25 protein-coding genes are annotated in these 23,945 nt (G+C 54.7%); 12 read left to right on the top strand and 13 right to left on the bottom strand.

The genetic code is table 11. From position 1 onward, the window contains the following. Positions 1 to 166: 166 nt before the first annotated feature. Together aroF and RID21_RS28710 are read left to right on the top strand one after the other, a co-directional pair. Entirely contained in the window at positions 167 to 1,183 is a 1,017-nt protein-coding gene (aroF, locus tag RID21_RS28715) for a 3-deoxy-7-phosphoheptulonate synthase (protein ID WP_145041994.1), read from the top strand. 38 nt (positions 1,184 to 1,221) lie between these two features. Further along, positions 1,222 to 2,109 (top strand): sugar phosphate isomerase/epimerase family protein, encoded by an 888-nt coding sequence (locus RID21_RS28710; RefSeq protein ID WP_350194973.1) that lies wholly within the window; start codon positions 1,222 to 1,224, stop codon positions 2,107 to 2,109. Here RID21_RS28710 and RID21_RS28705 read toward each other — a convergent pair. The 4 genes from RID21_RS28705 to ppsA all read right to left on the bottom strand — a co-directional run bounded on the left by RID21_RS28705 (position 2,097) and on the right by ppsA (position 7,735). Beyond that, positions 2,097 to 3,575: a sulfatase gene (locus tag RID21_RS28705; protein ID WP_350194971.1), complete on the bottom strand. Its 1,479-nt coding sequence runs from the start codon at positions 3,573 to 3,575 to the stop codon at positions 2,097 to 2,099. The genes RID21_RS28710 and RID21_RS28705 overlap by 13 nt on opposite strands. 130 nt (positions 3,576 to 3,705) lie before the next feature. Next, entirely contained in the window at positions 3,706 to 4,710 is a 1,005-nt protein-coding gene (locus tag RID21_RS28700; RefSeq protein ID WP_350194969.1) for a zinc-dependent alcohol dehydrogenase family protein, read from the bottom strand. Between the two features lie 62 nt (positions 4,711 to 4,772). Further along, entirely contained in the window at positions 4,773 to 5,258 is a 486-nt protein-coding gene (locus RID21_RS28695; RefSeq protein WP_350194967.1) for a hemerythrin domain-containing protein, read from the bottom strand. A gap of 29 nt (positions 5,259 to 5,287) precedes the next feature. After that, on the bottom strand, positions 5,288 to 7,735 hold the full coding sequence (gene ppsA / locus RID21_RS28690) for a phosphoenolpyruvate synthase (protein WP_350194965.1): 2,448 nt from the start codon (positions 7,733 to 7,735) through the stop codon (positions 5,288 to 5,290). Positions 7,736 to 8,180: 445 nt separating this feature from the next. Between ppsA and atpD the strand changes: the two genes are divergently transcribed. From atpD to RID21_RS28640, 10 genes are all read left to right on the top strand, one after another. Further along, on the top strand, positions 8,181 to 9,593 hold the full coding sequence (gene atpD, locus RID21_RS28685; RefSeq protein WP_350194963.1) for a F0F1 ATP synthase subunit beta: 1,413 nt from the start codon (positions 8,181 to 8,183) through the stop codon (positions 9,591 to 9,593). Beyond that, a complete protein-coding gene (locus tag RID21_RS28680) occupies positions 9,590 to 9,985 on the top strand; it encodes a F0F1 ATP synthase subunit epsilon (protein ID WP_350194961.1) in 396 nt (131 codons plus the stop codon). The genes atpD and RID21_RS28680 overlap by 4 nt, the downstream gene beginning before the upstream one ends. Before the next feature lie 61 nt (positions 9,986 to 10,046). Further along, entirely contained in the window at positions 10,047 to 10,334 is a 288-nt protein-coding gene (locus RID21_RS28675; protein ID WP_502892634.1) for an AtpZ/AtpI family protein, read from the top strand. Further along, positions 10,331 to 10,648 (top strand): N-ATPase subunit AtpR, encoded by a 318-nt coding sequence (locus RID21_RS28670; RefSeq protein ID WP_350194957.1) that lies wholly within the window; start codon positions 10,331 to 10,333, stop codon positions 10,646 to 10,648. Before RID21_RS28675 ends, RID21_RS28670 begins: the two co-directional genes overlap by 4 nt. Next, entirely contained in the window at positions 10,649 to 11,383 is a 735-nt protein-coding gene (locus tag RID21_RS28665) for a F0F1 ATP synthase subunit A (protein WP_350194955.1), read from the top strand. It abuts the gene before it with no gap. Positions 11,384 to 11,399: 16 nt separating this feature from the next. After that, entirely contained in the window at positions 11,400 to 11,678 is a 279-nt protein-coding gene (locus RID21_RS28660; protein ID WP_350194953.1) for a F0F1 ATP synthase subunit C, read from the top strand. A gap of 30 nt (positions 11,679 to 11,708) precedes the next feature. Beyond that, positions 11,709 to 12,509, top strand: coding sequence for a F0F1 ATP synthase subunit B family protein (locus RID21_RS28655; protein WP_145187673.1), 801 nt, complete (start codon positions 11,709 to 11,711; stop codon positions 12,507 to 12,509). A gap of 39 nt (positions 12,510 to 12,548) precedes the next feature. Beyond that, the gene (locus tag RID21_RS28650; RefSeq protein ID WP_350194951.1) at positions 12,549 to 14,084 is read left to right on the top strand and encodes an alternate F1F0 ATPase, F1 subunit alpha; all 1,536 of its coding nucleotides are present in this window, start codon (positions 12,549 to 12,551) and stop codon (positions 14,082 to 14,084) included. A 14-nt stretch (positions 14,085 to 14,098) separates the two neighbouring features. Next, on the top strand, positions 14,099 to 14,986 hold the full coding sequence (locus RID21_RS28645) for a F0F1 ATP synthase subunit gamma (RefSeq protein ID WP_350194949.1): 888 nt from the start codon (positions 14,099 to 14,101) through the stop codon (positions 14,984 to 14,986). 60 nt (positions 14,987 to 15,046) lie between these two features. Continuing rightward, entirely contained in the window at positions 15,047 to 15,559 is a 513-nt protein-coding gene (locus RID21_RS28640) for a CBS domain-containing protein (RefSeq protein WP_350194947.1), read from the top strand. 14 nt (positions 15,560 to 15,573) lie between these two features. Here the strand turns inward: RID21_RS28640 and hypE are convergent, their stop codons facing one another. Genes hypE through RID21_RS28595 form a run of 9 tightly spaced genes read right to left on the bottom strand, consistent with a single transcriptional unit; the run spans position 15,574 to position 23,943 of the window. Further along, positions 15,574 to 16,650 carry a hydrogenase expression/formation protein HypE gene (gene hypE / locus RID21_RS28635; protein ID WP_350194945.1) on the bottom strand — a complete coding sequence of 359 codons (1,077 nt, stop codon included), beginning with the start codon at positions 16,648 to 16,650 and terminating at the stop codon, positions 15,574 to 15,576. Positions 16,651 to 16,691: 41 nt separating this feature from the next. Further along, complete coding sequence (gene hypD / locus RID21_RS28630) at positions 16,692 to 17,792, bottom strand: hydrogenase formation protein HypD (RefSeq protein WP_350194943.1); 1,101 nt, start codon at positions 17,790 to 17,792, stop codon at positions 16,692 to 16,694. Continuing rightward, positions 17,789 to 18,064 carry a HypC/HybG/HupF family hydrogenase formation chaperone gene (locus tag RID21_RS28625; RefSeq protein ID WP_350194941.1) on the bottom strand — a complete coding sequence of 92 codons (276 nt, stop codon included), beginning with the start codon at positions 18,062 to 18,064 and terminating at the stop codon, positions 17,789 to 17,791. The genes hypD and RID21_RS28625 overlap by 4 nt, the downstream gene beginning before the upstream one ends. Continuing rightward, positions 18,055 to 20,352, bottom strand: a complete 2,298-nt coding sequence (gene hypF, locus RID21_RS28620) for a carbamoyltransferase HypF (RefSeq protein WP_350194939.1) — start codon at positions 20,350 to 20,352, stop codon at positions 18,055 to 18,057. Before hypF ends, RID21_RS28625 begins: the two co-directional genes overlap by 10 nt. Next, entirely contained in the window at positions 20,330 to 21,019 is a 690-nt protein-coding gene (gene hypB / locus RID21_RS28615; RefSeq protein ID WP_350194937.1) for a hydrogenase nickel incorporation protein HypB, read from the bottom strand. Before hypB ends, hypF begins: the two co-directional genes overlap by 23 nt. Further along, positions 21,016 to 21,387 carry a hydrogenase maturation nickel metallochaperone HypA/HybF gene (locus tag RID21_RS28610; protein WP_350194935.1) on the bottom strand — a complete coding sequence of 124 codons (372 nt, stop codon included), beginning with the start codon at positions 21,385 to 21,387 and terminating at the stop codon, positions 21,016 to 21,018. The genes hypB and RID21_RS28610 overlap by 4 nt, the downstream gene beginning before the upstream one ends. Continuing rightward, the gene (locus RID21_RS28605) at positions 21,380 to 21,859 is read right to left on the bottom strand and encodes a hydrogenase maturation protease (RefSeq protein WP_350194933.1); all 480 of its coding nucleotides are present in this window, start codon (positions 21,857 to 21,859) and stop codon (positions 21,380 to 21,382) included. Before RID21_RS28605 ends, RID21_RS28610 begins: the two co-directional genes overlap by 8 nt. A gap of 3 nt (positions 21,860 to 21,862) precedes the next feature. Then, entirely contained in the window at positions 21,863 to 23,155 is a 1,293-nt protein-coding gene (locus RID21_RS28600; RefSeq protein ID WP_350194931.1) for a Ni/Fe hydrogenase subunit alpha, read from the bottom strand. Then, positions 23,152 to 23,943, bottom strand: coding sequence for an NADH-quinone oxidoreductase subunit B family protein (locus RID21_RS28595; RefSeq protein WP_350194929.1), 792 nt, complete (start codon positions 23,941 to 23,943; stop codon positions 23,152 to 23,154). Before RID21_RS28595 ends, RID21_RS28600 begins: the two co-directional genes overlap by 4 nt. Between the last annotated feature and the right edge of the window lie 2 nt (positions 23,944 to 23,945).

Genomic DNA, 23,945 nt, shown 5'->3' with positions numbered 1-23,945 from the left:
TGGCACTTTTTTAGCTATTGGTTTACCGGAACAGGTTACCTGACCGATCGAAGCATACACCGTTCATAGTACTTGAACAGCCCCCGAAATTCGATTGGCCCTGTAACCTGCCTGGTTACAGGGCTTTTTTTATTCCCTGAAACTGAATTAGAAATGAGTCAAAGCCATGATTGTTGTAATGAAACCAGGCGCCACGGAAGAAATGGTTCAGGCCATGGTCAAACGGGTCGAGGAAATGGGCCTGAAGGCACACGTGATCGTTGGTGAAGAACGCACCGTCATCGCGGCTGCGGGCATCAAACGTGACAGCCATCAGGAAGAACTGGAATCCTGTGCAGAGGTCGAGAAAGTCGTCCCGATCGTAGCTGCCTACAAGGTTGCCAGTAAAGAGACGAAACCAGAGCCGACCGTCGTCAAAACCCGGGATCTGACTATCGGCGGTTCACACGTAGGTGTGATTGCCGGCCCCTGCTCGGTAGAAAGCGAAGAACAGATCCTGCAGGTCGCTCACCAGGTTAAGGCAGCTGGCGCGACGGGTCTTCGCGGGGGCGCATTCAAACCACGTACCAGCCCTTACTCTTTCCAGGGAATGAAAGAAGATGGCCTGAAGCTACTGGCCCTGGCTCGCGAAGAAACCGGACTGGCAGTCGTCACGGAAGTCATGACTCCACATCATGTCGACCTGCTCTGTCAATATGCTGACGTACTTCAAATCGGTGCCCGGAACATGCAGAATTACCACCTGCTGCAGGCCGTGGGTGAGACACGCCTCCCCGTGCTGTTAAAACGGGGTCCAGCCGCTTCCATCGAAGAGTTCCTGCTGGCTGCAGAATACATCCTCGATCAGGGAAATCAGCAGGTCATTCTCTGTGAACGCGGTATTCGTACTTTCGAAACCCACACCCGCTTCACGCTCCCTTTGGCAACAGTACCCTACCTGCATGAACGAACTCACTTGCCTGTCGTGATTGACCCGAGTCATGGAACCGGCGTTGCCAGCCTGGTGCCTCCCATGTGTGCCGCTGCTATCGCCGCGGGTTGCGATGGACTGATTCTGGAAGTTCACCCCGATCCATCACGGGCCATGAGCGATGGTGCCCAGTCCTTGACACCGCAGGCATTCGCCGAGACGATGGAAACCTGTCGTAAAGTCGCAGCTGCACTTGGAAAAGAGCTGGGATAATCGGGAACTCTGGATCATTTCAGAATGGGAATCACAACATGAAGTTCTGCCTGTTTTCGGTGAGTTATGCCGGTTTCTGGGGTCAGCAACAACTCAGCCTGACGGAATTTATCGCTCAGGCTGCGCAAACCGGCTACGACTCTGTCATGCTCATGGGAAAACGGCCTCATCTGTCACCGCTGGATGCCACGCCTGAGCAGTTGGAGTCCATCAAAGGTGCGCTTGCAGAACATCAGATTCAGTGTGCGATCATCGGTGGCTACACAGATTTCGCAGGCTCTTCAGCCACAGAGGTTCCTCTTCTGGAACTGCAGATCCAATACGTTCAGCAACTCTCCCAGATCGCCCGGGAACTGGGAGCAGGCACCGTGCGGATCTTTACCGCCTACGATACACCCCGGATGAGTCCCCACGCGTTGTGGGGACAGGTGGTCTCGGCTCTGCAGGAATGTTGTGATCGGGCAGCCGAGTATGACGTCACGCTGGCAGTCCAGAATCATCACGATGTAGGTGTCCATTCTGATGCCCTGCTTGAACTGCTGCACGACATTGACCGACCAAACTGCAAGCTCGGATTTGATGCCTGGTCTCCTGCCCTGCGGGGGGAGAACCTGTATGAAGCAGCCCGGAAAATGGCACCCCACACCGCGATTACCACAAACGCAGATTACATCAGGCTACCGCGATATTCTTATCAACCCGAGCTGATCAATTACCAGAAAGAGGAACCCGATCTGGTCCGGGCCGTCAAATTTGGTACCGGTTTCATCGACTACTCCGCCTTCTTCCATGGTCTGAAAGAGGGGGGCTTCAATGGAATCGCCACCTATGAAATGTGCTCTCCCATCCGGGGCGGAGGCAGCCTGGAAAATCTGAATGCCTATGCTGCCGAGTATTTGACCTGGATGAAAACTCATTTACTCTGAGCGTCCGGTATCGCCTGCAGCAGTTGATTCACGAGTTCCGTTTTTTCTTTCGCCAGATTTTGTACAGGATCTGGAGACTCGGAAACATCATATAGCTCGACACTGGATGGCCGACCTTTTTTAAAAGTGGCCGTCAGTCGATAGGACTGATCTCGCACGCTGACTTCAGAATTCCAGTAGCTGAATGCATAATCGCGAACCTTACTTTTCTGCCCCGTGAGAATCGGCTTGAGGCTGACGCCATCCAGTGGAAATTCGGTTTTCCGGAACGTCGGCTGACAAAGATCCACCAGGGTGGGATACAAATCAATGGTCTCGACCAGAGCGGCTGTTTTCAGTCCCGGTTGTGATACCCCCGGTGCCCGGATAATCAGAGTGCTGTTCAAGGCCCGCTCCAGTGGAGCATGCTTGGCCCAGAGTGCAGAATCCCCCAGAAACCAGCCATGGTCTCCCCAGACGACAACAATTGTATTTTCACTCAGGCCCAGTTCCTCAAGTGCAGTGAGAACCTTTCCCACCTGGCGATCGATATAGCGCACACAGGCCAGATAGCCACGTCTGGTCTGTAAACGGTTTTCCCGGGCCAGCGGTCGGGTTTTGGGAAACTCCATATTATAGCTGTAGAACTCCCCGCTTTTATGCCAGTAGCTCGATTCCGTTTTCTCAGGGTGAGGTGCATCAGGAATCTCGATCTGGGAAATCGCCTCCCAGTCCTGTCGTGGCGCGACAAAGGGTAAATGCGGCTTGAAGAACCCCAGTCCCAGGAAGAACGGTTGTGTTCCGGTCTTGAATGCTTTGAGTTTTGTGATTGCTTCCTGTGCCAGCAATCCATCGGGCAGATCCTCATCCTTTTCGACGGTGAACTGCATCAGATCCCGAATTCCGCTGCCGTCTTCCCTGCTCCGTCCATTTGCATAGGCAAAAAAGATTCCCCAACCCCGCTTCCAGGAACCGAAGGGCGTCGCCAGTTCATCCCATGCGTGCGGAACTTCGTCTCGACCATCACCACTGCCATTGTATTCAAATACGCGACCATCGGCCGTATGTGAGATTTTACCAATGCAGGTCGTCTGATAGCCGCTTCTGCGAAACAGTTCCGGCATGGTTTGCGCCCCGGCCGTCTTCTCTGCGGAAAGTGCAGATTTACCGCGATAGAAGGCCTGGTTGCTGCGGGTCACTCCCGAATTTCTCGGACTGCGTCCGGTCAACAGGGCATAACGAGAGGCGCCACAGGTGGGAACCTGTACGAAGTGATTTGTGAACAGGACCCCCTGCGCTGCCAGCCGATCCAGCGCGGGACTCTGCACGTGCGGATGACCATAACAGCCCAGTTCCGTACGGAGATCATCAATGGCGATGAATAATACATTGGGCGGCTTTTTCTCTTCAGCCCGAATGGAATCAGCCTGACTAAATTGTAAGAACGCAAAAGTGCAAATCATCACACAGGTAAAAACAAAGCGCATCGGAAGCCTCTAAATTAATCTGGTACTAAAGCAAAGTATCTCGTCGAACTTCCAGTATAACCAGAACCTTCCACTGCACGCATCCGCAGAGTCGGTCTAGAGAGATTCGCTCACAAAAGTAATTCAGAGGTCAGTCATCCATAACCAGTACGCCGGTACCGTTGATCTCATCGTTTTTGAGCAGGTTAAGCGCCTTGTTCGCTTCTTCCAGCGTAAATGTGGTGAGGTGTGGATGGATGGGAATCTGTGCGGCTTCCTGCAGGAGATGCTGACCGTCCTGACGTGTATTCGCGGTGACCGAACGCAGGTTGCGTTCGTAAAAGAGACTCTCCTCATAATTCAGTTGGGGAATGTCCGTCATGTAGATTCCTGCCAGTGCGAGTGTCCCCCCTTTTTCCAGGTACTTCAGAGCGGGAGGAACCAGCTCTCCCGCGGGAGCAAAGACAATTGCCGAATGTACTTTTTTCGGCATCTGCTCAGCATATTCCCCGACCCAGGTCGCCCCCATGGACCGAGCGAGTTGTCGATGCTTCTCTCCCCGGGTGACCACATAGACTTCACAGCCCCGATGTTGCGCAATTTGAATCACCACATGGGCACTCGAACCAAATCCATAAATCCCCAATCGCTGGCCGGGCTGCAGTTCGCTGCGTGACAGAGCGCGATAACCAATGATGCCGGCACACAGTAACGGTGTCGCCTCTGTATGACTGAAAACATCAGGAATCGCGTACGCATACTCCTCATGCACGATAGCCAGTTCAGCGAAGCCGCCGTCCGCGTGATAACCGGTAAACAGCGACTGCTCACAGAGATTCTCTCTGCCGGACTGACAGAACTGACACTGGCCACAGGTCTTGCGGAGCCAGGCGATTCCAACACGGTCTCCGATCTGGAAACGCTGACAATCGGCCCCAGTCTGAATAACACTCCCGACCACCTGATGTCCGGGAATCACCGGGGATTTCGCTGCGGGTAGATCCCCTTCAATCACGTGCAGATCGGTGCGACAGATCGCACAGCAGTGCACCTTGATCAGGATCTCATGTGGCCCCGGTTCAGGATCGGGAACATCCTGGCAGACCAGTGGTTCGGAACTGATCATCGCACGCTGTTTTAAGACCATGGCTTTCATGCGTCTGACGAACTCCTGTTGTCCCTGTCAGCAACATTTTTGAGTGCTGCCACTCACAGCCTTTAATCACCGGCTGATTTTTCGAAGGCTTCCTGAACGAGCCTGATTTCCCGGTTCTCATGTTCGCGAATGTCTGACATCAGACTATCAAACTCCCGCATGGCCTCGCTCCAGTTTTTAAAGGGAGGCTGAGACTGCTTGAGCCGATCAATAAAATCGTCAAAGCGTGACAGGGTCACTGCATGCTTCTTCTGAAAGTCGGGAACCATGATGCAGAAACCAGGCTCTTCATCCATCAAAGGTTTGAAGTAGCCTTCCTGCTCTTCGTCCTCAAAATGCTTCGCCAGTAAATCACGAAAACCGGCAACACGCGTTCCCATTTCACCAAATTTGGGTAAGCCATGCTCATCCAGTTCCGTCCACCAGCGATTCAGATCCTTCATGTGAGCCAGAAGCTGTTCATGCTCGTCGAGCAGATATTGCAGGTGTTCATGGGGATCTTTCTTTTTGGTGTTTCCTTCTTCAGACATCATTTTGCGTTTATTCATTGCCTGATCCTTTCTCTATGAAATCACTTTCACACAGTAACATCGCTCCTGGTCTGGGAAGCAGAACCCTGTGAATCCAGTTCTGCTTCGACTTCCACAATGCGGGAGACCGTTTTCATCACGGCATCGGGATTCAGTGAAATACTGTCAATCCCCTGCTTTACCAGGAACGCGGCGATCTCCGGATAATCACTGGGGGCCTGACCACAGATACCAATTTTTCTTCCGGACGCTTTTACCCGTTGAATCGCGGTCGCCAGCGAATCCATGACTGCCGGGTCCCGTTCATCAAAGATATGTGCCACTACTTCTGAGTCACGATCGACGCCGAGGGTTAATTGTGTCAAATCGTTGGAGCCGATCGAAAACCCGTCGAAGATTTCCGCAAACGCTTCTGCCTGAATGACGTTACTGGGAATTTCACACATGATGTAAATTTCCAGCCCGTCTTCGCCCCGCTTAAGTCCATGGTCCGCCATAACTTCCAGTACCTTGCGGCCCTCTTCCACAGTCCGGCAGAAGGGAATCATCAGCTTCATATTCTTGAGCCCCATCTCTTCGCGAACCTTACGCATCGCCTGGCATTCGAGGCCGAAAGCGTCGCGGTAACGCGGGTGGTAGTAGCGGGAAGCACCGCGGAAGCCGATCATCGGGTTCTCTTCTTCCGGCTCATATTTCTCGCCCCCGATCAAATTTGCATATTCGTTTGTTTTGAAGTCACTCATTCGCACGATGACATCACGAGGATAAAAGGCCCCTGCAATCATTCCGACTCCCTGGGCCAGAGTATCTACGAAGAAAGCGGGCTTATCGCTATAAGACGCCGTCAGACGATCGATCTCTGATTTGAGTATCGGATCATCCAGTTTGTCGTACTCCAGCAAAGCCATGGGGTGAATTCGAATGAAGGAGTTGATGATGAACTCCATCCGTGCCAGCCCCACCCCCTCGCTGGGCAGCATCGACAGGCGGAATGCTTCATTGGGATTTCCCACAATCATCATGACTTTGGTTTTCGGATGCTTGAGTTCGGACAGATCGACTTCCTGAACTTCGTAATCCAGTTGACCATCATAGACCTGCCCTGTATCTCCCTCGGCACAGGATACGGTGACCATTGATCCGGAGGGAATCGCTGTCGTCGCATTTTCGGCCCCGACGATCGCGGGAACGCCCAGTTCGCGACTGATAATCGCAGCATGGCAGGTCCGGCCTCCGCGATTGGTCACGATGGCGGACGCCTTCTTCATGATTGGTTCCCAGTCCGGATCGGTCCGGTCGGTCACCAGCACATCCCCTTCCTCAACCTGATCCAGGTTTTCAGCACTTTCCACGACCCGGGCAACCCCGTGTCCGATCCGCTCTCCCACGCTATGCCCGGTCGCCAGCACGTGGCCATGCTCTTTCAGATGAAATGTTTTGAGGACTTTGAGTTCCTTGCCTCCATGAATGGTTTCCGGTCGTGCCTGGACAATAAACAGTTCATCGGTCAGACCATCTTTGGCCCATTCGATGTCCATGGGACAGAAATGCCCGCGGACTTCTGAATAATGTTCCTCGATGAGACAGGCCCAGCGTGCCAGATTGAGAATATCTTCGTCGTCGATGGCGAACCGTTTCCGATCGACCGGATCCACGGGGACATTGCGAGTCATTTTCTCCCCGCCGGTATCGTAGATCAGCTTGAACTCTTTCGATCCCAGTGTTTTCTTAAGAATCGGCTTGAATCCCTCTTTCAGAGTCGGTTTAAACACATAAAACTCGTCTGGATTGACACTACCCTGGACGACATTTTCTCCTAAGCCATAAGCAGCGTTAATCAGAACTGCCTGCCGAAAACCGGTTTCTGTATCAATGGAGAACATCACTCCCGAAGCAGATTCATCAGAACGAACCATCCGCTGAATGCCGATCGAAAGGGCAATATCGAAGTGATCAAAGCCTTTTTCCGTCCGATAAGAAATGGCCCGGTCAGTAAACAACGAGGCAAAGCAGCGGCGGCAGGTATCCAGTAGACTGCTCTCCCCGTGCACGTTTAAATATGATTCCTGCTGTCCCGCAAAGCTCGCATCGGGCAGGTCCTCTGCAGTCGCACTACTGCGCACAGCGACATCCAGGCCGCCTTCAATGTCCGCGCTCAGCTTGCGATAGGCTTGAAATATTACCTTACGCAGTTCCTCGGGTATCTCAGTAGCCAGGATCGCCTGACGGACTTCCCTGCCGTGAGACTGCAGATTGGAAATATTCGCGGTATCCAGATCATCGAGTATCTCTCTGATTTTCTGATCCAGACCCGTCTCCGACATAAACAGGCGATAAGCGGCAGCAGTGGTCGCGAAGCCATTGGGAACCGCGATTCCCCGGGCACTCAGATTACAGTACATTTCCCCCAGCGAGGCATTCTTGCCTCCCACGGAAGAGACATCATCAATTCCGATCTGCTCAAACCACAATACCAATGGTTCCTGTGCCGCCATGCTTCCACTCCTTGTGCTAAATCAATTGATGCTTCACCACTGAAGGTTAGACTCTGAGGTGTGTGAACCGTAGTCTGAACTGTCAAAGTATACGGAATCCGATTATAAAAAACGGATCTTTGCACATCAAAGTTTTCTGCCTGATTCGCATATCAGAATCAGCGCGGAACTGTCCATACTCATCATTATCACGATTCTGAAGAGTTTCAATACAGATAAATCCCCGATTCTGCTATGGGGGAAACCATTACCCTGTCAGCAGCGGAAAAGCTTCGAGTACCAACATCTGGGAAATCGTGCTGATTTGATTTACCTTCACTTGAGTTCTTTCGAGAATTCAGTCATTTTGACGGATCTTAACCTGTAGTCAGTTCAAGCAGAATCTGCTAGGATGCGAGATACAGGACGACAGGACCTGTTTCCAGCAGGAAGGACTTCCCACCAGATGCAGCAGACAGTCTTGAAGCACGACCTGAACCTGGGTTCGATTCTCTCCATTAGAGGCAGCGTTATTGACGCTGTTTTCCCACACCGTCTGCCAGCAGTCCAAAGTGAGTTGCACGCCGGTCCGCACCAGGAAATCATCATCGAGGTGCTTACACAGCTTGACAGTCAGACCGTGCGTGGCATTGCCTTAACGTCCACTCGCGGTCTGGCACGGGGCTCTCAGATTCTTAATACGGGACATCCCCTAAAAGTCCCCGTGGGTCAACAGTTGTTAGGCCGCATGCTGAACGTCTTTGGCGAACCCATTGATCAGGGGGCAGCCATCGAAGAGGCCGACTGGCGTTCGATCCATCATCCTTCCCCGGCACTGGTGGAACGGCCACCACGTTCCGAAATCTTCAAAACCGGGATCAAAGCCATTGATTTGCTGGCCCCGCTCGAACGGGGCGGAAAGGCGGGGCTGTTCGGCGGCGCGGGTGTCGGGAAAACCGTGTTGATCACCGAACTGATTCATAACGTCGTCGGTGCTCATAAAGGGGTCAGTCTCTTTTGTGGTATCGGGGAACGCTGTCGTGAAGCGGAAGAACTCTACCGCGAAATGAAAGATGCAGGCGTGCTCGATAATACGGTCATGGTTTTCGGCCAGATGAATGAACCGCCGGGTGCCCGCTTCCGTGTGGGTCATGCTGCTTTGACGATGGCTGAGTATTTTCGGGATGAACAGCACCAGGATGTCCTGTTGCTCATCGACAATATTTTTCGCTTCATCCAGGCAGGGACCGAGGTCTCGGGTTTGATGGGCGAACTCCCGTCGCGCGTCGGTTATCAGCCCACGCTCGCTTCGGACCTGGCAGAACTCGAAGAACGAATTTGCACGACAACCAGCGGTTCGATTACTTCGGTACAGGCGGTTTATGTACCCGCGGATGACTTTACCGACCCTTCCGCGGTCCATACTTTTGCCCACTTGTCGACTTCGGTTGTGCTCTCCCGTAAACGTGCCTCAGAAGGACTCTATCCCGCAATCGACCTGCTGAACTCCAGCTCCAAAATGCTGATGCCACCGATTGTCGGCGATCATCATTACCAGGTTGCGCAATCCGTAAGAAGCACCCTCGCAAACTATGAAGATCTGAAAGATATCATCGCCATGCTGGGGCTGGAGGAACTCTCCCGTGAAGACCGACGGACTGTGAATCGCGCCCGTCGCCTGGAACGGTTTTTGACTCAACCCTTCTTCAGCACCGAACAGTTTACGGGCTATGAGGGTAAGTTTGTTTCACTGGACGATACCCTGGATGGCTGTGAACGCATTCTTAATGATGAGTTTCAGGATGTCTCCGAACGCACACTCTACATGATTGGTTCGATCGACGAGGTCGCCTCAAAACAAAAGGAGTCCAGGAAATGAACCTCAAAGTGCTCCTGCCAACGGAAATCCTGGTCGACCAGAGTGTCAGTAAAGTAATCGCCGAGGCGGAAAACGGTTCCTTTTGTCTCCTGCCCCGGCACGTTGACTTCCTGTCAGCGCTATTACCCGGCATTTTGACGTTTGTAGACGATCAGAACCTGGAGCATTACCTCGGCATTGGTGGAGGCATTCTCACTAAAACCGGATCCGAAGTCCGCGTCTCGACGATCTATGCCGTCCAGGGGGAAGACCTGGGTACGCTCCGCCAGCAGGTCACAGCACAGTTTGAGGCCATCAATGAACGGGAGCGAACCGTCCGCTCCGCTATCGCCCGCCTGGAAGCCGATATTCTCAGACACTTTGTCAAACAGGGAATCACTGCCGATGTCTGAACTGCCCCCGGAACAGGAAAACGGCTCTGAGATGCCCGGGAAGCAGGGGCATCCGCTGCACCTGCACAATCGCAGTCAGATCGAAAAACGGATTGCTTCACAGGAGGCGCGGAAACTGAAAGCCCGTGAAGAAAAACATCATACCATCTGGTTCGGTCTGGGCATGTTCGGTCTGATCGGCTGGTCGGTCGCGATTCCGGCTGTGATCGGTGCATTGGGGGGAATGTGGATCGACTCCCGCTGGCCCTCCCGCTATTCCTGGAGTCTGATGCTGTTGATTGGTGGAATTACCCTGGGCTGTTTCAATGCCTGGAAGTGGTTACATAAAGAAGGAAACGTGGACCGATGAATCTTCCCTTGAGTATGCAACTCCTCGTGAGCCTGCTCGCCGGGCTCCTGTTGGGTGCCATCTTTTTTGGTGGACTCTGGCTGACCGTGAAACAACTTCCCAAAGTCTCAGCCCCCTGGCTGCTGTTTCTGGGTAGTGCCCTGGGTAGAACCCTGATCATTCTCACGGGTTTCTGGTGCGTGGGGATCTGGTTGTCGGAATCATTTCGCTGGCAACGCACCGCAGTATGCCTGGCAGGATTCATCATCGCGCGGATGATGATTACCCGCTATACGCGTTCGTCAACTGTGCCCGCCACTGGAAAGTCTGCCTGAATGAATATTTCCCCCGACGTCCCACTCTGGCAGTGGGAATGGATCATCCTCAATCGCACCATTCTGTTTACCTGGCTCGTGATGGCGATCCTCGTCATCGGTTCCTGGTTCATCACCCGCCGACTGACCAGCGGCCCCAGGATTTCACGTGGACAGAATCTGCTGGAGGTCCTCGTGATGGGGCTGCGGAACCAGATCAGAGAAGTCAGCCAGCAGGAACCCGGTCCTTACATGCCGTTTGTGGGAACCCTGTTTCTGTTTATCGTCGTCTCGAACATCCTCTCGATCGTTCCCGGATACGATGCGCCAACCAGTTCGATTTCCACTACCGCTGCTCTGGCGACCTGTGTCTTCGTCGCAGTCCCCATTTATGGCATCGCACACCAGGGGCTGCCTGGTTATCTGAAACAATATATAAAGCCTTCGGTATTCATGCTCCCGTTTAATATCATTGGCGAATTTTCGCGAACACTGGCCCTCGCAGTTCGCCTGTATGGCAACATCATGAGTGGCTCGGTCATCGGGGCCATTCTACTCGGTTTCGTCCCCCTGTTCGTGCCGATCCTGATGCAGGCCTTTGGACTCTTAACCGGGATGATCCAGGCTTATATTTTTGCGGTACTGGCAATGGTCTACATCGCCTCCGCTACGCAGAACGGTCAGGGGCCCACGGAGCAACAGGACACTGAAAATACAGATTCAGATACAACTTCGACTCACACTACAACATCATAAATGAGGAACGTCTTCTATGGATTCAGATACCGTCATTGCAGCAGTTTCCATCTTTACCGCAGGCATCACGATTGCCATCGGTTCGGTTGGCCCCGCGCTCGGGGAAGGCCGCGCCCTGGCACAGGCCTTGAGCGCGATTGCCCAGCAGCCCGATGAAGCCAGTACAATTACCCGTACGCTGTTCGTCGGCCTGGCCATGGTGGAATCCACGGCGATTTACTGCTTCGTGATTTCCATGATTCTGATCTTCGCGAATCCGTTTTGGAATCACTTCCTGCAAGCCACCGGCAGTTAATTACTTTAGCAGTACACTCGGGATTAGATCATGTCCATTGATTGGTTTACCTTTACCGCTCAAATCCTCAACTTCCTGGTGCTCGTCTGGTTGTTGACGCACTTTCTGTATCAGCCAATTACAAAAGCGATGCAGGAACGGCAGCAGAAAATCGCTGACGAACATCAGAAATCTCTTGAAATACAACAACAGGCAGCCGCCAAAGTCACGGAATATGAGGAGAAGACCGCAGAACTGATACACGCCAAAGACGAACTGCTGGCCGAGGCCGGCAAAGAAATTCAAAGCTGGCGAGAAGAGCATCTGGCACGCGCCCGGAAGGAAGTGGATCAGGAAAAAGAGGACTGGTACCGAGCCCTGCATCGGGAACGGGAGTCGTTCCTCCGCGAAGCCCGCGTACGGATGGCCGGCCACATCCACCACATGAGCCAGTGCGTCCTCAAGGAACTTGCCAATGCCGACCTGCAGCAGCAGACGATTTCTGTGTTCCTGGAACGCATCAGCCGGATTGAAGAGCAGCAGAAGCTGAAATTCCGCGATCTGCTCAGAACGCCCGACAGCCGGGTCCTGGTGGAAAGTGCCCTCGAACTGGAACAATCAGATCGTGACCGCATCAGTAAGTTCATCTCTGAATTTCTCGATATACAGGTCGACGTCGAATATCGCGAACGTCCCGATCTGATCTGTGGGATCGACCTGCATATCTCCGGATATAAAGTTGCCTGGAACCTGCAGGAGCCACTCGAAGAACTGGAGGAAGAATTTGTCCGTTCCCTCAACGAAGTCATCACCCTGGAATCCGGCGTCGAAAGTACGCCTTCTGCCTCCTGAAACGATACGAGACCGACACAACCTGCGTGAAAGAGCTTTATGAGTATTCATCCTGATATCCAGATTCTGCTCGATAACACATTCGGTAAATTCGGTGGTGTTTTGGAGCAGCACGATTTCGATCCCCGGTTGATTGAAATCGGAAAAGTCACCTACGTCGGTCGCAGTCATGCCCGGGTCAGCGGGCTTCCCAACGTTCAATCAGAAGAACTGCTGCAGTTCCCCAATCATGTACTGGGACTGGCGTTGAATTTGGATCCGGACGAAATAGGCGTCGTCCTACTGGATCCCAGCGACCAGTTGACAGCCGGCGATGAAGTCCGCCGCACCCATCGACTGTTAGACGTTCCGGTCGGTGAATCGTTGATCGGACGTGTGATTGACCCGGTGGGGCGGCCCCTGGATGGTCACGGCCCTGTCTCTGCGGCCGAACGTCGTCCTTATGAACGGGATCCGGCATCGATTACGGATCGCTCCCCCGTCACGGTTCCACTACAGACCGGCCTGAAAGTGATTGATGCTCTGATCCCCATCGGTCGCGGCCAGCGGGAGCTAATCCTCGGAGACCGCCAGACCGGGAAGACCGCCATCGCCCTGGACACGATTCTTAACCAGAAAAACAAAGACGTGATCTGTATATACTGCGCCATTGGCCAGAGAAATACCGCAGTCGCGAAAGTCATAGACGATTTACGCAAACATGGTGCGCTGGATTACACCGCTGTCGTAGTCGCCGAGAGTGATGCCCCCCCGGGGCTGCAGTTCGTTGCCCCGTATGCGGCGACCACCCTCGGCGAGTATTTTATGGACCGTGGTCAGGATGTGCTGGTCATCTATGACGATTTGACTTCTCACGCCCGTTCCTATCGTGAACTTTCTCTGCTGCTCAGACGGCCTCCCGGTCGCGAAGCCTTTCCTGGGGACATCTTCTATCTGCACTCCCGGCTGCTGGAACGATCAACACACCTGCATGAACGACTGGGAGGCGGTTCGCTGACCGCCCTGCCCGTTGCAGAAACGGAAGCTCAGAATCTTTCTGCCTATATTCCGACGAACCTGATTTCGATCACCGATGGCCAGATTTATCTGTCTCCTCAATTATTCCAGAAAGGAATTCTGCCCGCTGTGGATGTGGGCCGTTCCGTTTCTCGAGTTGGTGGTAAGACACAGCTGCCTGCCTACCGGGCAGTCGCCGGCGACTTACGGCTCTCTTACAGTCAGTTTGAGGAACTGGAAACGTTCTCCCGCTTCAGCAGTCGTCTGGATGAGGAAACGCTGGCAACACTGGAACGGGGACGACGGGTGCGTGAGATCTTTAAACAGCCTCAGTACAAGACACTTTCCGTGCCGGAACAGATCTCGGTCCTGGTCGCGATGTCTGCAGGTGTCTTCGATGATATCGATTTAAAACACATCCGGACTTTGGAAGAACGCATCGCGCCACTGCTCGAGTCCGACTTCCCCAACTTGAGTGAAGCCATTCTGGAGGGGAAAAAACTGACCGACAGTGATCAACAGGCGATTGTAGAAGCAGCGCATAAAGAAGTCGCATTATTCACACAGGACCAGGCTTGAAGTGAAGCAGAAGCATGCAGGACTTTGAAACTTTAAAACGCAGTATCGATAGCACACGCGACCTGGAATCGGTGGTGCGGACGATGAAAACCCTGGCCGCGGTCAGCATCCGCCAATACGAACAGGCCGTCGATTCACTGGAAGATTTCGCGGAAACGGTCAATCGCGGATTGGCCATGGTGCTGAAAAACGTGCCTCCGCAGACCAGCCTGTCTGAACTGCAGGGAACCGGTTCGACGGGCATTATTGTCTTCGGCTCGGACCAGGGAATGTGTGGTCAGTTCAACGAGCAGATCGGTTCGTTCGCACTGGATTATTTTGCGGAAGATCCCCGGCCAGCGACAGAGCATGCCTGGATGGTCATCGGATCCCGTATCTCCGGGAAACTCCAGGACGCGGGGTGTCAGATCGACTACGAATTCAATCTGCCGGGAGCCGTTACCGGTATCTCCCCCCTGGTCGCTGACATCCTCACAGAAATTGATCGCTGGCGTTTCGAACGACACCTGGGAATCATCCATATCTTCTATAATCAACGGGTTTCCGCCTCATCCTACAAGCCACATGCCCAGCAGCTACTGCCCATTGATCCTGCTCAACTCGCAGAGAGTTATACACCCGCCTCAACATCCCGTTCACTGCCCCTGTTTACGATACTTCCCGGCATCTTACTTTCGCGGCTCATTCGACAATATCTGTTTGTTTCGCTATTCCGCGCCTGTGCAGAATCGCAAGCGGGTGAAAACGCAAGTCGGATTGCGTCCATGCAGGCAGCAGAACACAATATTAAAGAGCGGCTGATGAATCTTCAGGCCGAATTTAATCAACGTCGCCAGACCGCAATCACGGAAGAACTCCTCGATGTGGTCACCGGCTTTGAAGCTCTCAAAGAGGAGAAATAAAACACCGACTGTCTGAATATCTAATTTCAACACACTTAATATAACAGAAAGCGCAGTACCATGACCGATCAGCCCGCAACTCCCGTAGCCAGCGATTTCATGACCACCCACGTGGAAGTTGTCACTCCCGACATGCATTTGTCTGATGTGATCCATTTTCTGTTGAAGCATCATGTCTCAAATGCCCCCGTGGTCGAGCTTAAGGATGGCAAGAAGATCCTGCAGGGTTTTATCTCCGAACACGATTGCTTGTGTGCGCTCTCTGATGAAGTCTTCTTCGGATTCCCCAGTCCACCGCAGACAGCCCGTACCATCATGACCGCGCATCCGATCTGCATTACCCCCCACACAGATCTGTTCTCGATTGTCTCAGTCTTTAACAGCCACAAACTGCGACATCTGCCGGTTGTTGAAAATGGACACCTGCTGGGGATTGTCAGTCGGCACGATATCCTCAAAGAGATGGATGAATATTACAAAAAGAACCTGCATCACCAGGATCACGAACGCATGCTGCGTGATACATCGCAAACCTTCAACCTGCGATTCACCATTGATCGTGATCACGAGTAAACCAATCTTCAGAGTCAGCAAATCCGAGGCAGCGGACTCCCCAGGGGGTCCGCCAGTGGCTGTTCCGCTCCCAATGTGCGTTGCACTGTCACGGGAGCAACACCGCGTTCTCTGACAACACCGATCCGGCTGGCCCGCTCCATGCCCGGAATCGTCTGCAACTGCGCAACAGCCTCTGCCGCCACCCCCTGCTCCACAGCCAGCAGCATTGTCCCTTCGTTAGCGATATGCAGCGGATCGAGTCCGAGCAACTCACTGATTCCCCGCACTTCAGGCGTTACAGGCAGAGTTCGTTCCTCGATACTCAATGTCTTTCCACTGGCTTCTGCCCATTCGTGCAAAACCGCCGCAACGCCGCCTCGCGTCGCATCGCGCAAGCAGCGGATTCGTGACCCCAGAGTGAGTCGCAGTTGATCTACGGCAGGAAATAAGGAACCCGAATCACTTTGCGGCAGTGGCTCGATGCCCAGTTCTTCCCGCACCGCCATCACCGCCATTCCGTGCTGCCCCAGGGGACCACTGACGATCAGTTCGTCACCTGCCTGGAGCTGAGCCGGTCCAGCGGGAACCGGCTCCAGTAACTCGCCGACCCCTGCGGTGTTGATAAACAGTCCATCCACCGCCCCTCGTGGAACAACCTTGGTATCTCCGGCCACAACCTGCACTGCAGTCTCTCCCGCTGCTCGTGCGACACTTTCCAGAATTCGTTCCAGCACCGCCAGGGGAAGCCCTTCCTCGATTATCAGTGAGAGGGTCAGCCAGCGTGGTCTGGCGCCGCTGACCGCCAGATCGTTTACCGTACCGTAAACCGCCAGCGAACCGATGTCTCCTCCCGGGAAAAACAAAGGGGTGACGACAAAACTGTCCGTTGTCATGGCGAGTGGTTGCCCGCTATGGGGCAATCGCGCGGCGTCATCCAGAGACTGAGAAGAGACCGGCTGCAGGATTTTTAGAATCCGCTCCTGGATCAGTTTCCGCGACAGCCGTCCCCCTTCTCCGTGCGCCAGGGTCACGCATTCCGCATGATCGCGCACCGAGACCGGACAGTTCAGCTGCCAGCCGCCTGGAGATTTTCCTTCCCGTTCGGTCATCTTCCGTCACTTCCTGATAAATTCCGTTACTCAGTTCCGCATCAAGTTGTATTGTCCGCAGGCACACCATAACGATAATAGGCAGCACAGGCGCCTTCTGACGATACCATCGGTGCTCCCAAAGGAGAATCGGGGCTGCAGCGTTTACCGAATTCGGGACAATCCGTTGGCTTCAGTTGACCGGTCATGACGTCATAACTGCGACACGCATCATTCTCCAGAACCGGCAGCTCAGATTTTTCAAAACGCAGTCGCGCATCAAAGTGACTCCACTCAGGTCGTAGTTCCAGGCCTCCACGGTGAATCACACCGAATCCGCGCCACGCGCGATCGTTGATCTGGTAGATCTCCTGAACCAGGTCGCGTGCGGCCCGATTCCCTGCGGCCTGCACAGCCCGGGCATAACAGTTTTCCAACCGTGCCTGTCCCTGTTCGAGTTGTCGTACACAGGCCAGTATCCCTTCCAACAGATCCAGGGGCTCGAAGCCGGTAACGACCACGGGCAACTGATAGCGTTCCACAAATGATTCATACGATTCGTAGCCCATCACGGTACAGACATGACCTGCCGCCAGAAATGCCTGAACCCGATGATCGGGTGCTTCCACCAGGGACTCCATTGCCGGCTGCACACGCACATGCGAAACCAGCAGACTGAAATTCTGCACTCCATCCCGTTCCGCCTGTCTGACCGCCAGCGCTGTCGCGGGGGCCGTCGTTTCAAAACCGACTGCAAAGAAGACGATCTGTCGCTGGGGATTTTTCTGAGCCAGTCTGACCGCATCCAGAGGCGAATACACAACCTGCACCTGGCCACCCGCAGTGCGAACATCGAGCAGCGAACGCTCACTGCCCGGCACACGCAACATATCACCAAAGCTGGCCAGTATCATATCTTCTCGCTGTGCCAACTCGCAGGCGAAATCGATGTCTGCCTGACTGGTGACACAGACTGGACAACCGGGACCATGAATCAGTTCTACGATACCCTCCAGTTCTGCAGCAATCCCGTGTCGGAGCAAACTGTGGGTCTGCCCCCCGCAGACTTCCATTAACGTCCAACAGCGGGTAGAGGTCTTTCGGATTTCTTCCAGCAGGCGTTGTGCTGCGACCGGGTCTCGATATTCATCCAGATACTTCATGATTCGTCCCCCGAGTCCTCAGGCTCCGTTATCTGCCAGCCTTCGTCGTCTCCCATCGCAGCCAGCGTTTTGAAGATCTGTTCTGCTTCTTCGGGATCCACCCGACTGATGGCGATGCCGGCGTGGACTATGACATAATCTCCTTCCTCCGCTTCCGTGACACAGGCCATGTGCACCACACGACGTACGCCGTCGAATTCAACTTCCGCCTGTGCAAAGACACCTTCCCGCTCCAGCCAGCGTACAATTTTTCCCGGGATACCTAAGCACATTGGTTCGTGTCCTTCCTTTCCCGTCTGGCTAGCGCAATCGCCAGTTGCCCCGCCGCCAGGCCGCCATCGTTAGGGGGAATCCGTCCCGGTAGACCAAGCTCCTGATCACTCTGTCTGATCTCAGCTGCGACCAGTTCCACCAGGTAACGATTCTGAAACACGCCCCCTCCCAGGACAACCGGGAACTCCGCATACGAAGCACAAAACCGGGCGATTCCGCGTGCCAGCCCCCGATGAAAACGCATCGCCATCCGCCCGGATTCAACTCCCTGCAGACCATCCTCCCAGATCTGTCTGACCGCCGGTCGCCAGTCGAGTTTCCGTAGTTCGCCCTCCTGAATCGGAAAGTCATACGCGTCTGGTTCTGCTACATCACAAGCCGCTTCCAGCAACATAGCTGTCTGGCCCTCAAAGCCGCTATGTCTGCAACCCAGAATCAGTGAGGCCACTCCATCAAACAACCGCCCCGCGCTACTCGTCAGTGGGGAGAGACGTCGGGATTCCGCGATTTTGAGCAGTGCTGCCACCTGACCATGTTCGGTTTCCAATTGATATACCGCCTGGTCACCTACCGCTTCTGTAAGTAGCGTCACCGCAATTCGCCACGGTTCGCGAATCGCCTGTTCACCACCCGGCAACGCGAACGGCAACAGTCGCCCGACGCGTTCATATTCCCGGGTGGTCGCGAGTAAGAATTCGCCTCCCCAGATTGTCTGATCTTCGCCCCAACCGGTTCCGTCCAATGCGACTCCCAAGACACGTCGTTCCTGCCAGCCGTGCTCCAGCATCCCTGCTGCGATGTGCGCATGGTGATGCTGCACCTGTTCCAGTGGAATGTTTTCATGTTCCGCCCACTGAGTCGTGAAATAATCCGGGTGTTGGTCACAGACCACGCTCGCAGGCGAGACGTCGTAAAGTTGTTCAAGAGCCTCTAACTGGCCCAGATAACGTTCACAAGCGGTTACACTATCCAGCTCGCCGATGTGCGGCCCCAATATCGCCTGCTGTCCGTTAGACAGCGCAAAAGCAGACTTCTGCTGCCCTCCCGTGGCTATCAATGCTTCGTCACATTTCACAGGCAGGGAGAGCGGAGCCAGACCGCGGGCCAGCCGAACCGTCACACTTCGTCCCGCCATGACACGGACGACACTGTCGTCGATGGGGCGCTGAATCGGCCGGTCATGTTCCAGCCACACTTCGGCACCTTCGCGGATCTCGGCATCGATTGCCTTTGATTGACAGGGGATGGGCGTTCCTTCCCGGTTCGCACTGGTGACAACTAATGGAAATCGGCATTGATCCAGCAGCAGTGCATGCAGAGGTGTCGTGGGTAACATCACCCCAATCGTCTGTAATCCGGAATTCAACTCACGTGACAGACCAGACTCCTGCCTGGCACGCAGCAGTACGATTGGCGCTACGGCAGAACTGAGCTCCCCGGCTTCTATATCGTCGACAATCGCCAGCCGCTGTGCCTCTACAAGCGATCTGACCATGACAGCCAGGGGCTTGGATGGTCGGTGTTTCACGCGGCGTAATGCCTGAACCGCAGCATCAGAGCGGGCATCGACGAGTAACTGATAGCCTCCCAGGCCCCGCAGCCCCACAATCTGTCCACGTGCTAATGCCTGAGCTGCGCTTTCGATTGCGGTCTGACCTGAGGCAACGGTATTTCCTTGAGAATCTGTCCCCCAGACGCGAGGGCCACAGTCCGGACAGGCGATGGTTTGTGCATGAAACCGTCTGTCAGTCGCTGATTCATATTCGGCTGCACACGCATCACACATCGCATATTCTGCCATTCCAGTCTGCGGCCGTTCGTAAGGCATGGCATGAATCAGCGAATAGCGGGGACCACAGTTCGTGCAGCTGTTAAAGGGATAATGATAACGGTGGTCGGCGGGATCGAAGATTTCTTCAAGACACGCCTGACAGACGGCCTGGTCCGTGGGGACTGCGGTTCTCAGCACGCCGACCTCGTCACTCTCCTGAATCTGAAACGAACTCAAACCCTCATATTCAACAGGTTGACGCGCCCGTGTTTCCAGTACTGCATCAACTGGCAGATGGGCCTCCAGCCCCTCCTCGAATCGCTGTATCAGCGGAGCAGGTCCCTCTACGTGCAGCTTTACCCCCGCAGAGGTGTTACAGATTGAACCGGCCAGTCCCAGTTCGTGCGCCCAGCGTGCTACCGCGGGCCGCAGACCGACTCCCTGGACACGACCGTTACAAGTAATCTGTACGGCGATCTGTGTTACTTCCGGATTACCGATTGCCTGCCGGTTCATAGACGGACTCGATTTTTTTCTGATACTGCTGTTCCAGAAATTCACACCACTCCTGAATGCCACGATTATCGATTGCACACGACGTCAGGACATTCAGCGCGGGTTGAATTTTCAACGCATCTTCGGTCACTGCTTCGATAGAGAAAGGGACATGTGGCAGCAGATCCTGCTTGGTCACAACCATAGCCTGACTGGTGCGAAACATCTTGGGATACTTGCCCGGCTTATCGTCCCCCTCTGTCGTGCTGATCAGGACCACGCGGAGATGTTCTGCCAGATCGTGAGACGCCGGACAGACCAGGTTGCCCACGTTCTCGATAAACAGAAAGTCGACCGCCGGATCTCCCAGCGCCTGCAATCCCCGCTGCACGAGAGGCAGTTCCAGATGACAGGCGCCTCCCGTTGTCAGCTGGGCCACCGGAACTAAAGGCGCCAGGCGTTGTGCATCCCGGTCTGTTTCCAGATCACCAACCAGTACGGCCATGCTGCGGCGTCCAGCCCAATGCCGGGCCGTCGCTTCCAGCAGAGAGGTTTTGCCCGAACCTGGCGAAGAAAGCAGGTTGATTACCAGCGTCCCCCGCCGACCGAGCCGTTCCCGTTCCGCGGCTGCGTCTGCTTTCTGTTCTGCCTGGATGTCCCGTCTGACAGATATCACGCGGGTGTTCATGACTTCGCTCCTGACACTAAATTTTCAGAATCGACAGTAATACTCATCAGTTTCACCTGGTCTCCCTGAATCACCTCAACAGGGCCGGTTCCACAAGCGGGACAGAGAAACTCATAATCCTGCACTTCAAAACACTGACCACATAGGCGACATTCTGCTTTGACCGGCACGATATCCAGCACGAGGCGACAGTCCTGAGAGAAGCATTCTGTCGCCAGTTCTGTAAAAGCCGATTCAAACAAGATAGGTTCGACCCCCGACAGGTCGCCGACCTGCACCTGAATCTCTTTCACCACGCCCCCGCCATCGTCGGCAACGATCTGCTGGACCTGATTCAACAGCGTCTGTACCAGGGACCGCTCATGCATGATCGACCTCCAGAGAGCGTATGGCATCCCATTCTCGACAGATCGACTCGACTGCGCGTTCCACGCCGGCAGACACCTCTGACGAGATGACATCCCCCGGAACCGTCTCTGCGATTTCCAGGCCCCAGATGCTTACTTGAGCAGGAAGCTGCCCCAGTTCTTCCGCCAGCGATAACACCCCCGGCAGTGCAATCTGATGTGTCCCCGACCAGTTCACCTGATCCAGTTCAGCGGTTGGCCACTGCCAACGATGCACGCTCCCCACCGGGCCAGCGCCGCGACAGGCATCACAGATTACGAGAGGATACGCTGGATCGAGCCAGTTGAGCAGGTCATCCGGCGTTCGTGAGAAATGAACTATCGCCTGAGACAGGCCTCTTTTCTCCAGCGCGCGGACAATTTCCCAGCCAGCCTGATCATCGCCATGCGGACTACCAAGCCCTGTGATCTGTATCTGTCGGGAATCTGTCATAACTCAGGACCGTTCTATTGTGACATTCAGAAAATGCGTGGAACAACTGATGCACGGATCATAGGCCCGCACCAGGTTTTCACAGAGACGGGCTACCTGTGATTCTTCTTTCTCTATTACCTGACGCACCCATGCTTTCAGATCGACTTCGATCTGTGCCTGATTTTGAGAAGTCGGAGGAATAATGTCCGCCTCGACAATCTTACCTTCAGCGTCAATTTCATAGCGATGAAAGAGTGTTCCACGGGGCGCTTCCGTCGCCGACATGCCCACACCTGCTTGGTATTCATAAGTCATGCGGGGCTGCTTTGTGGAATGCTCGTCGCGAAGGATCTGCAGCGCCTCTTCATACGAGTGTACCAGTTCCAGCCCCCGGGCGATGATGGCCCGATGCGGATTCCTGCACTCGGGCTCAAACGCAATTTCATCAGCCAGCTGTCGCGCCGATGGAGAAAGCCGATCGCGATTCAGATTCACCCGTGACAGGGGGCCCAGTAGATAGGGACGGCCGGTCGTCTTGCGAATGGCGTGCAGGGCCGTCGAGTGTGGGACCTGCTGTTCCTGGAACTCTTCGCGGTAGTCGCTGATTTCGATCTGATCTCCGGAACTGGTCTGCATGACGCCTTCGTTCATGGGATATTCGTCGGGGTGCGAGAGCGAGACAAATTCACAATCCGATTCCAGTTCGGGATATTCGAAGCCCGCGACCCAGCGCGTGGTCTCAATGGCCGCGTTCAACCCCCATTCAAAATCGGGAACCAGTTTCTGAAACTCGTTGCGGCTCGGGATACGATAGAAACCCCCGACACAGACATTCACGGGGTGAATGGCCCGCCCCCCCAGCAGGTCGACCAACTGATTCCCGTGCTTCTTCAGTCTTAAGCCCCGGTTGACCTCGTCCGGGAACTGCTTGGCCATCGCCAGCCCGCTTTCAAATCCCAGAAAATCAGGGGCGTGTAACAGATGCATATGCAGGCCGTGACTTTCGATCCACTCCCCGCAGTACAGCAATCTGCGCAGTCGACGTATCTCGGGAGTGATCTCGACGCCCAACGCCATTTCCATCGCATGGACGCTGCTCATCTGGTACGCCACGGGACAGATGCCACAGATCCGGGCCGTGATATCCGGGGCATCTTCGAGTGGCCGTCCCCGCAGAATCGCTTCGAACAGCCGCGGCGGTTCATAGATTTCCAGACGAACTTCTTGTACCTGCTCCCCCTGCAGACGGACATAGAGCCCCCCTTCTCCTTCTACGCGGGTCAGCGTTTCGACTTTGATCTTTCGCTCGGTCATCCGCGCTGATCCCCCTCCAGTTGTACCAGACGCGTACTCTCTGTTCGAAACGCGGGTGCGTAGGCGTTGAAGTTTTTCAGCTTATGGGCAATTTCCGCTTTCGAGGCACCTTCCCGCTCCATCTGCGCGGAGAGACTCACCAGATTGGCCTGCAGCGCGGGTCCGAAACAGCCATAACAGCCCCGGTTGTAACTGGGACAGAGTGCATGACACCCCGACTGGGTGACCGGCCCCAGACAGGCCGTTCCCTGCGCAACTGTGACACAGACCGTCCCCCGCCGTTTGCAATCCAGGCAGACACTGTGCCGGGGAGTACGGGGCGTCTGACCTGCGAGCAGTGAGCGAATGACTTCGATCAGTTGATACTGGTTAATCGGGCAGCCCCGCAGTTCAAAATCGACCTGTACATGCTCGGCGATCGGCGTCGACGTCTCCAGTACCTGTATATAGTCTGGCGTCGCATACACGGCCTGCATGAATTCATCTTTATCGGCCCAGTTCCGCAGAGCCTGTATGCCCCCCGCGGTCGCACAGGCACCGATCGTCATCAGGTAGCGGGCATCTTTGCGTATCTGCTGAATCCGTTCTGCATCGTGTGGGGTGGTGATGGAGCCTTCCACCAGGGCGATGTCATACGGTCCCTCTTCCATGTGGCTGGTTGCTTCGGGGAAATAGACGATCTCTACCGCATCCGCGACTGCCAGCAGGTGATCTTCGGCATCCAGCAACGACAGCTGACAACCATCGCAGGAGGCGAACTTGAATACAGCCAGGCGTGGCTTGCACATAT

Source organism: Gimesia sp., assembly GCF_040219335.1.
GTDB lineage: Bacteria > Planctomycetota > Planctomycetia > Planctomycetales > Planctomycetaceae > Gimesia.
Note: the sequence above shows the minus strand (reverse complement) of the source record. Positions and strands in the feature narration are given on the sequence as shown.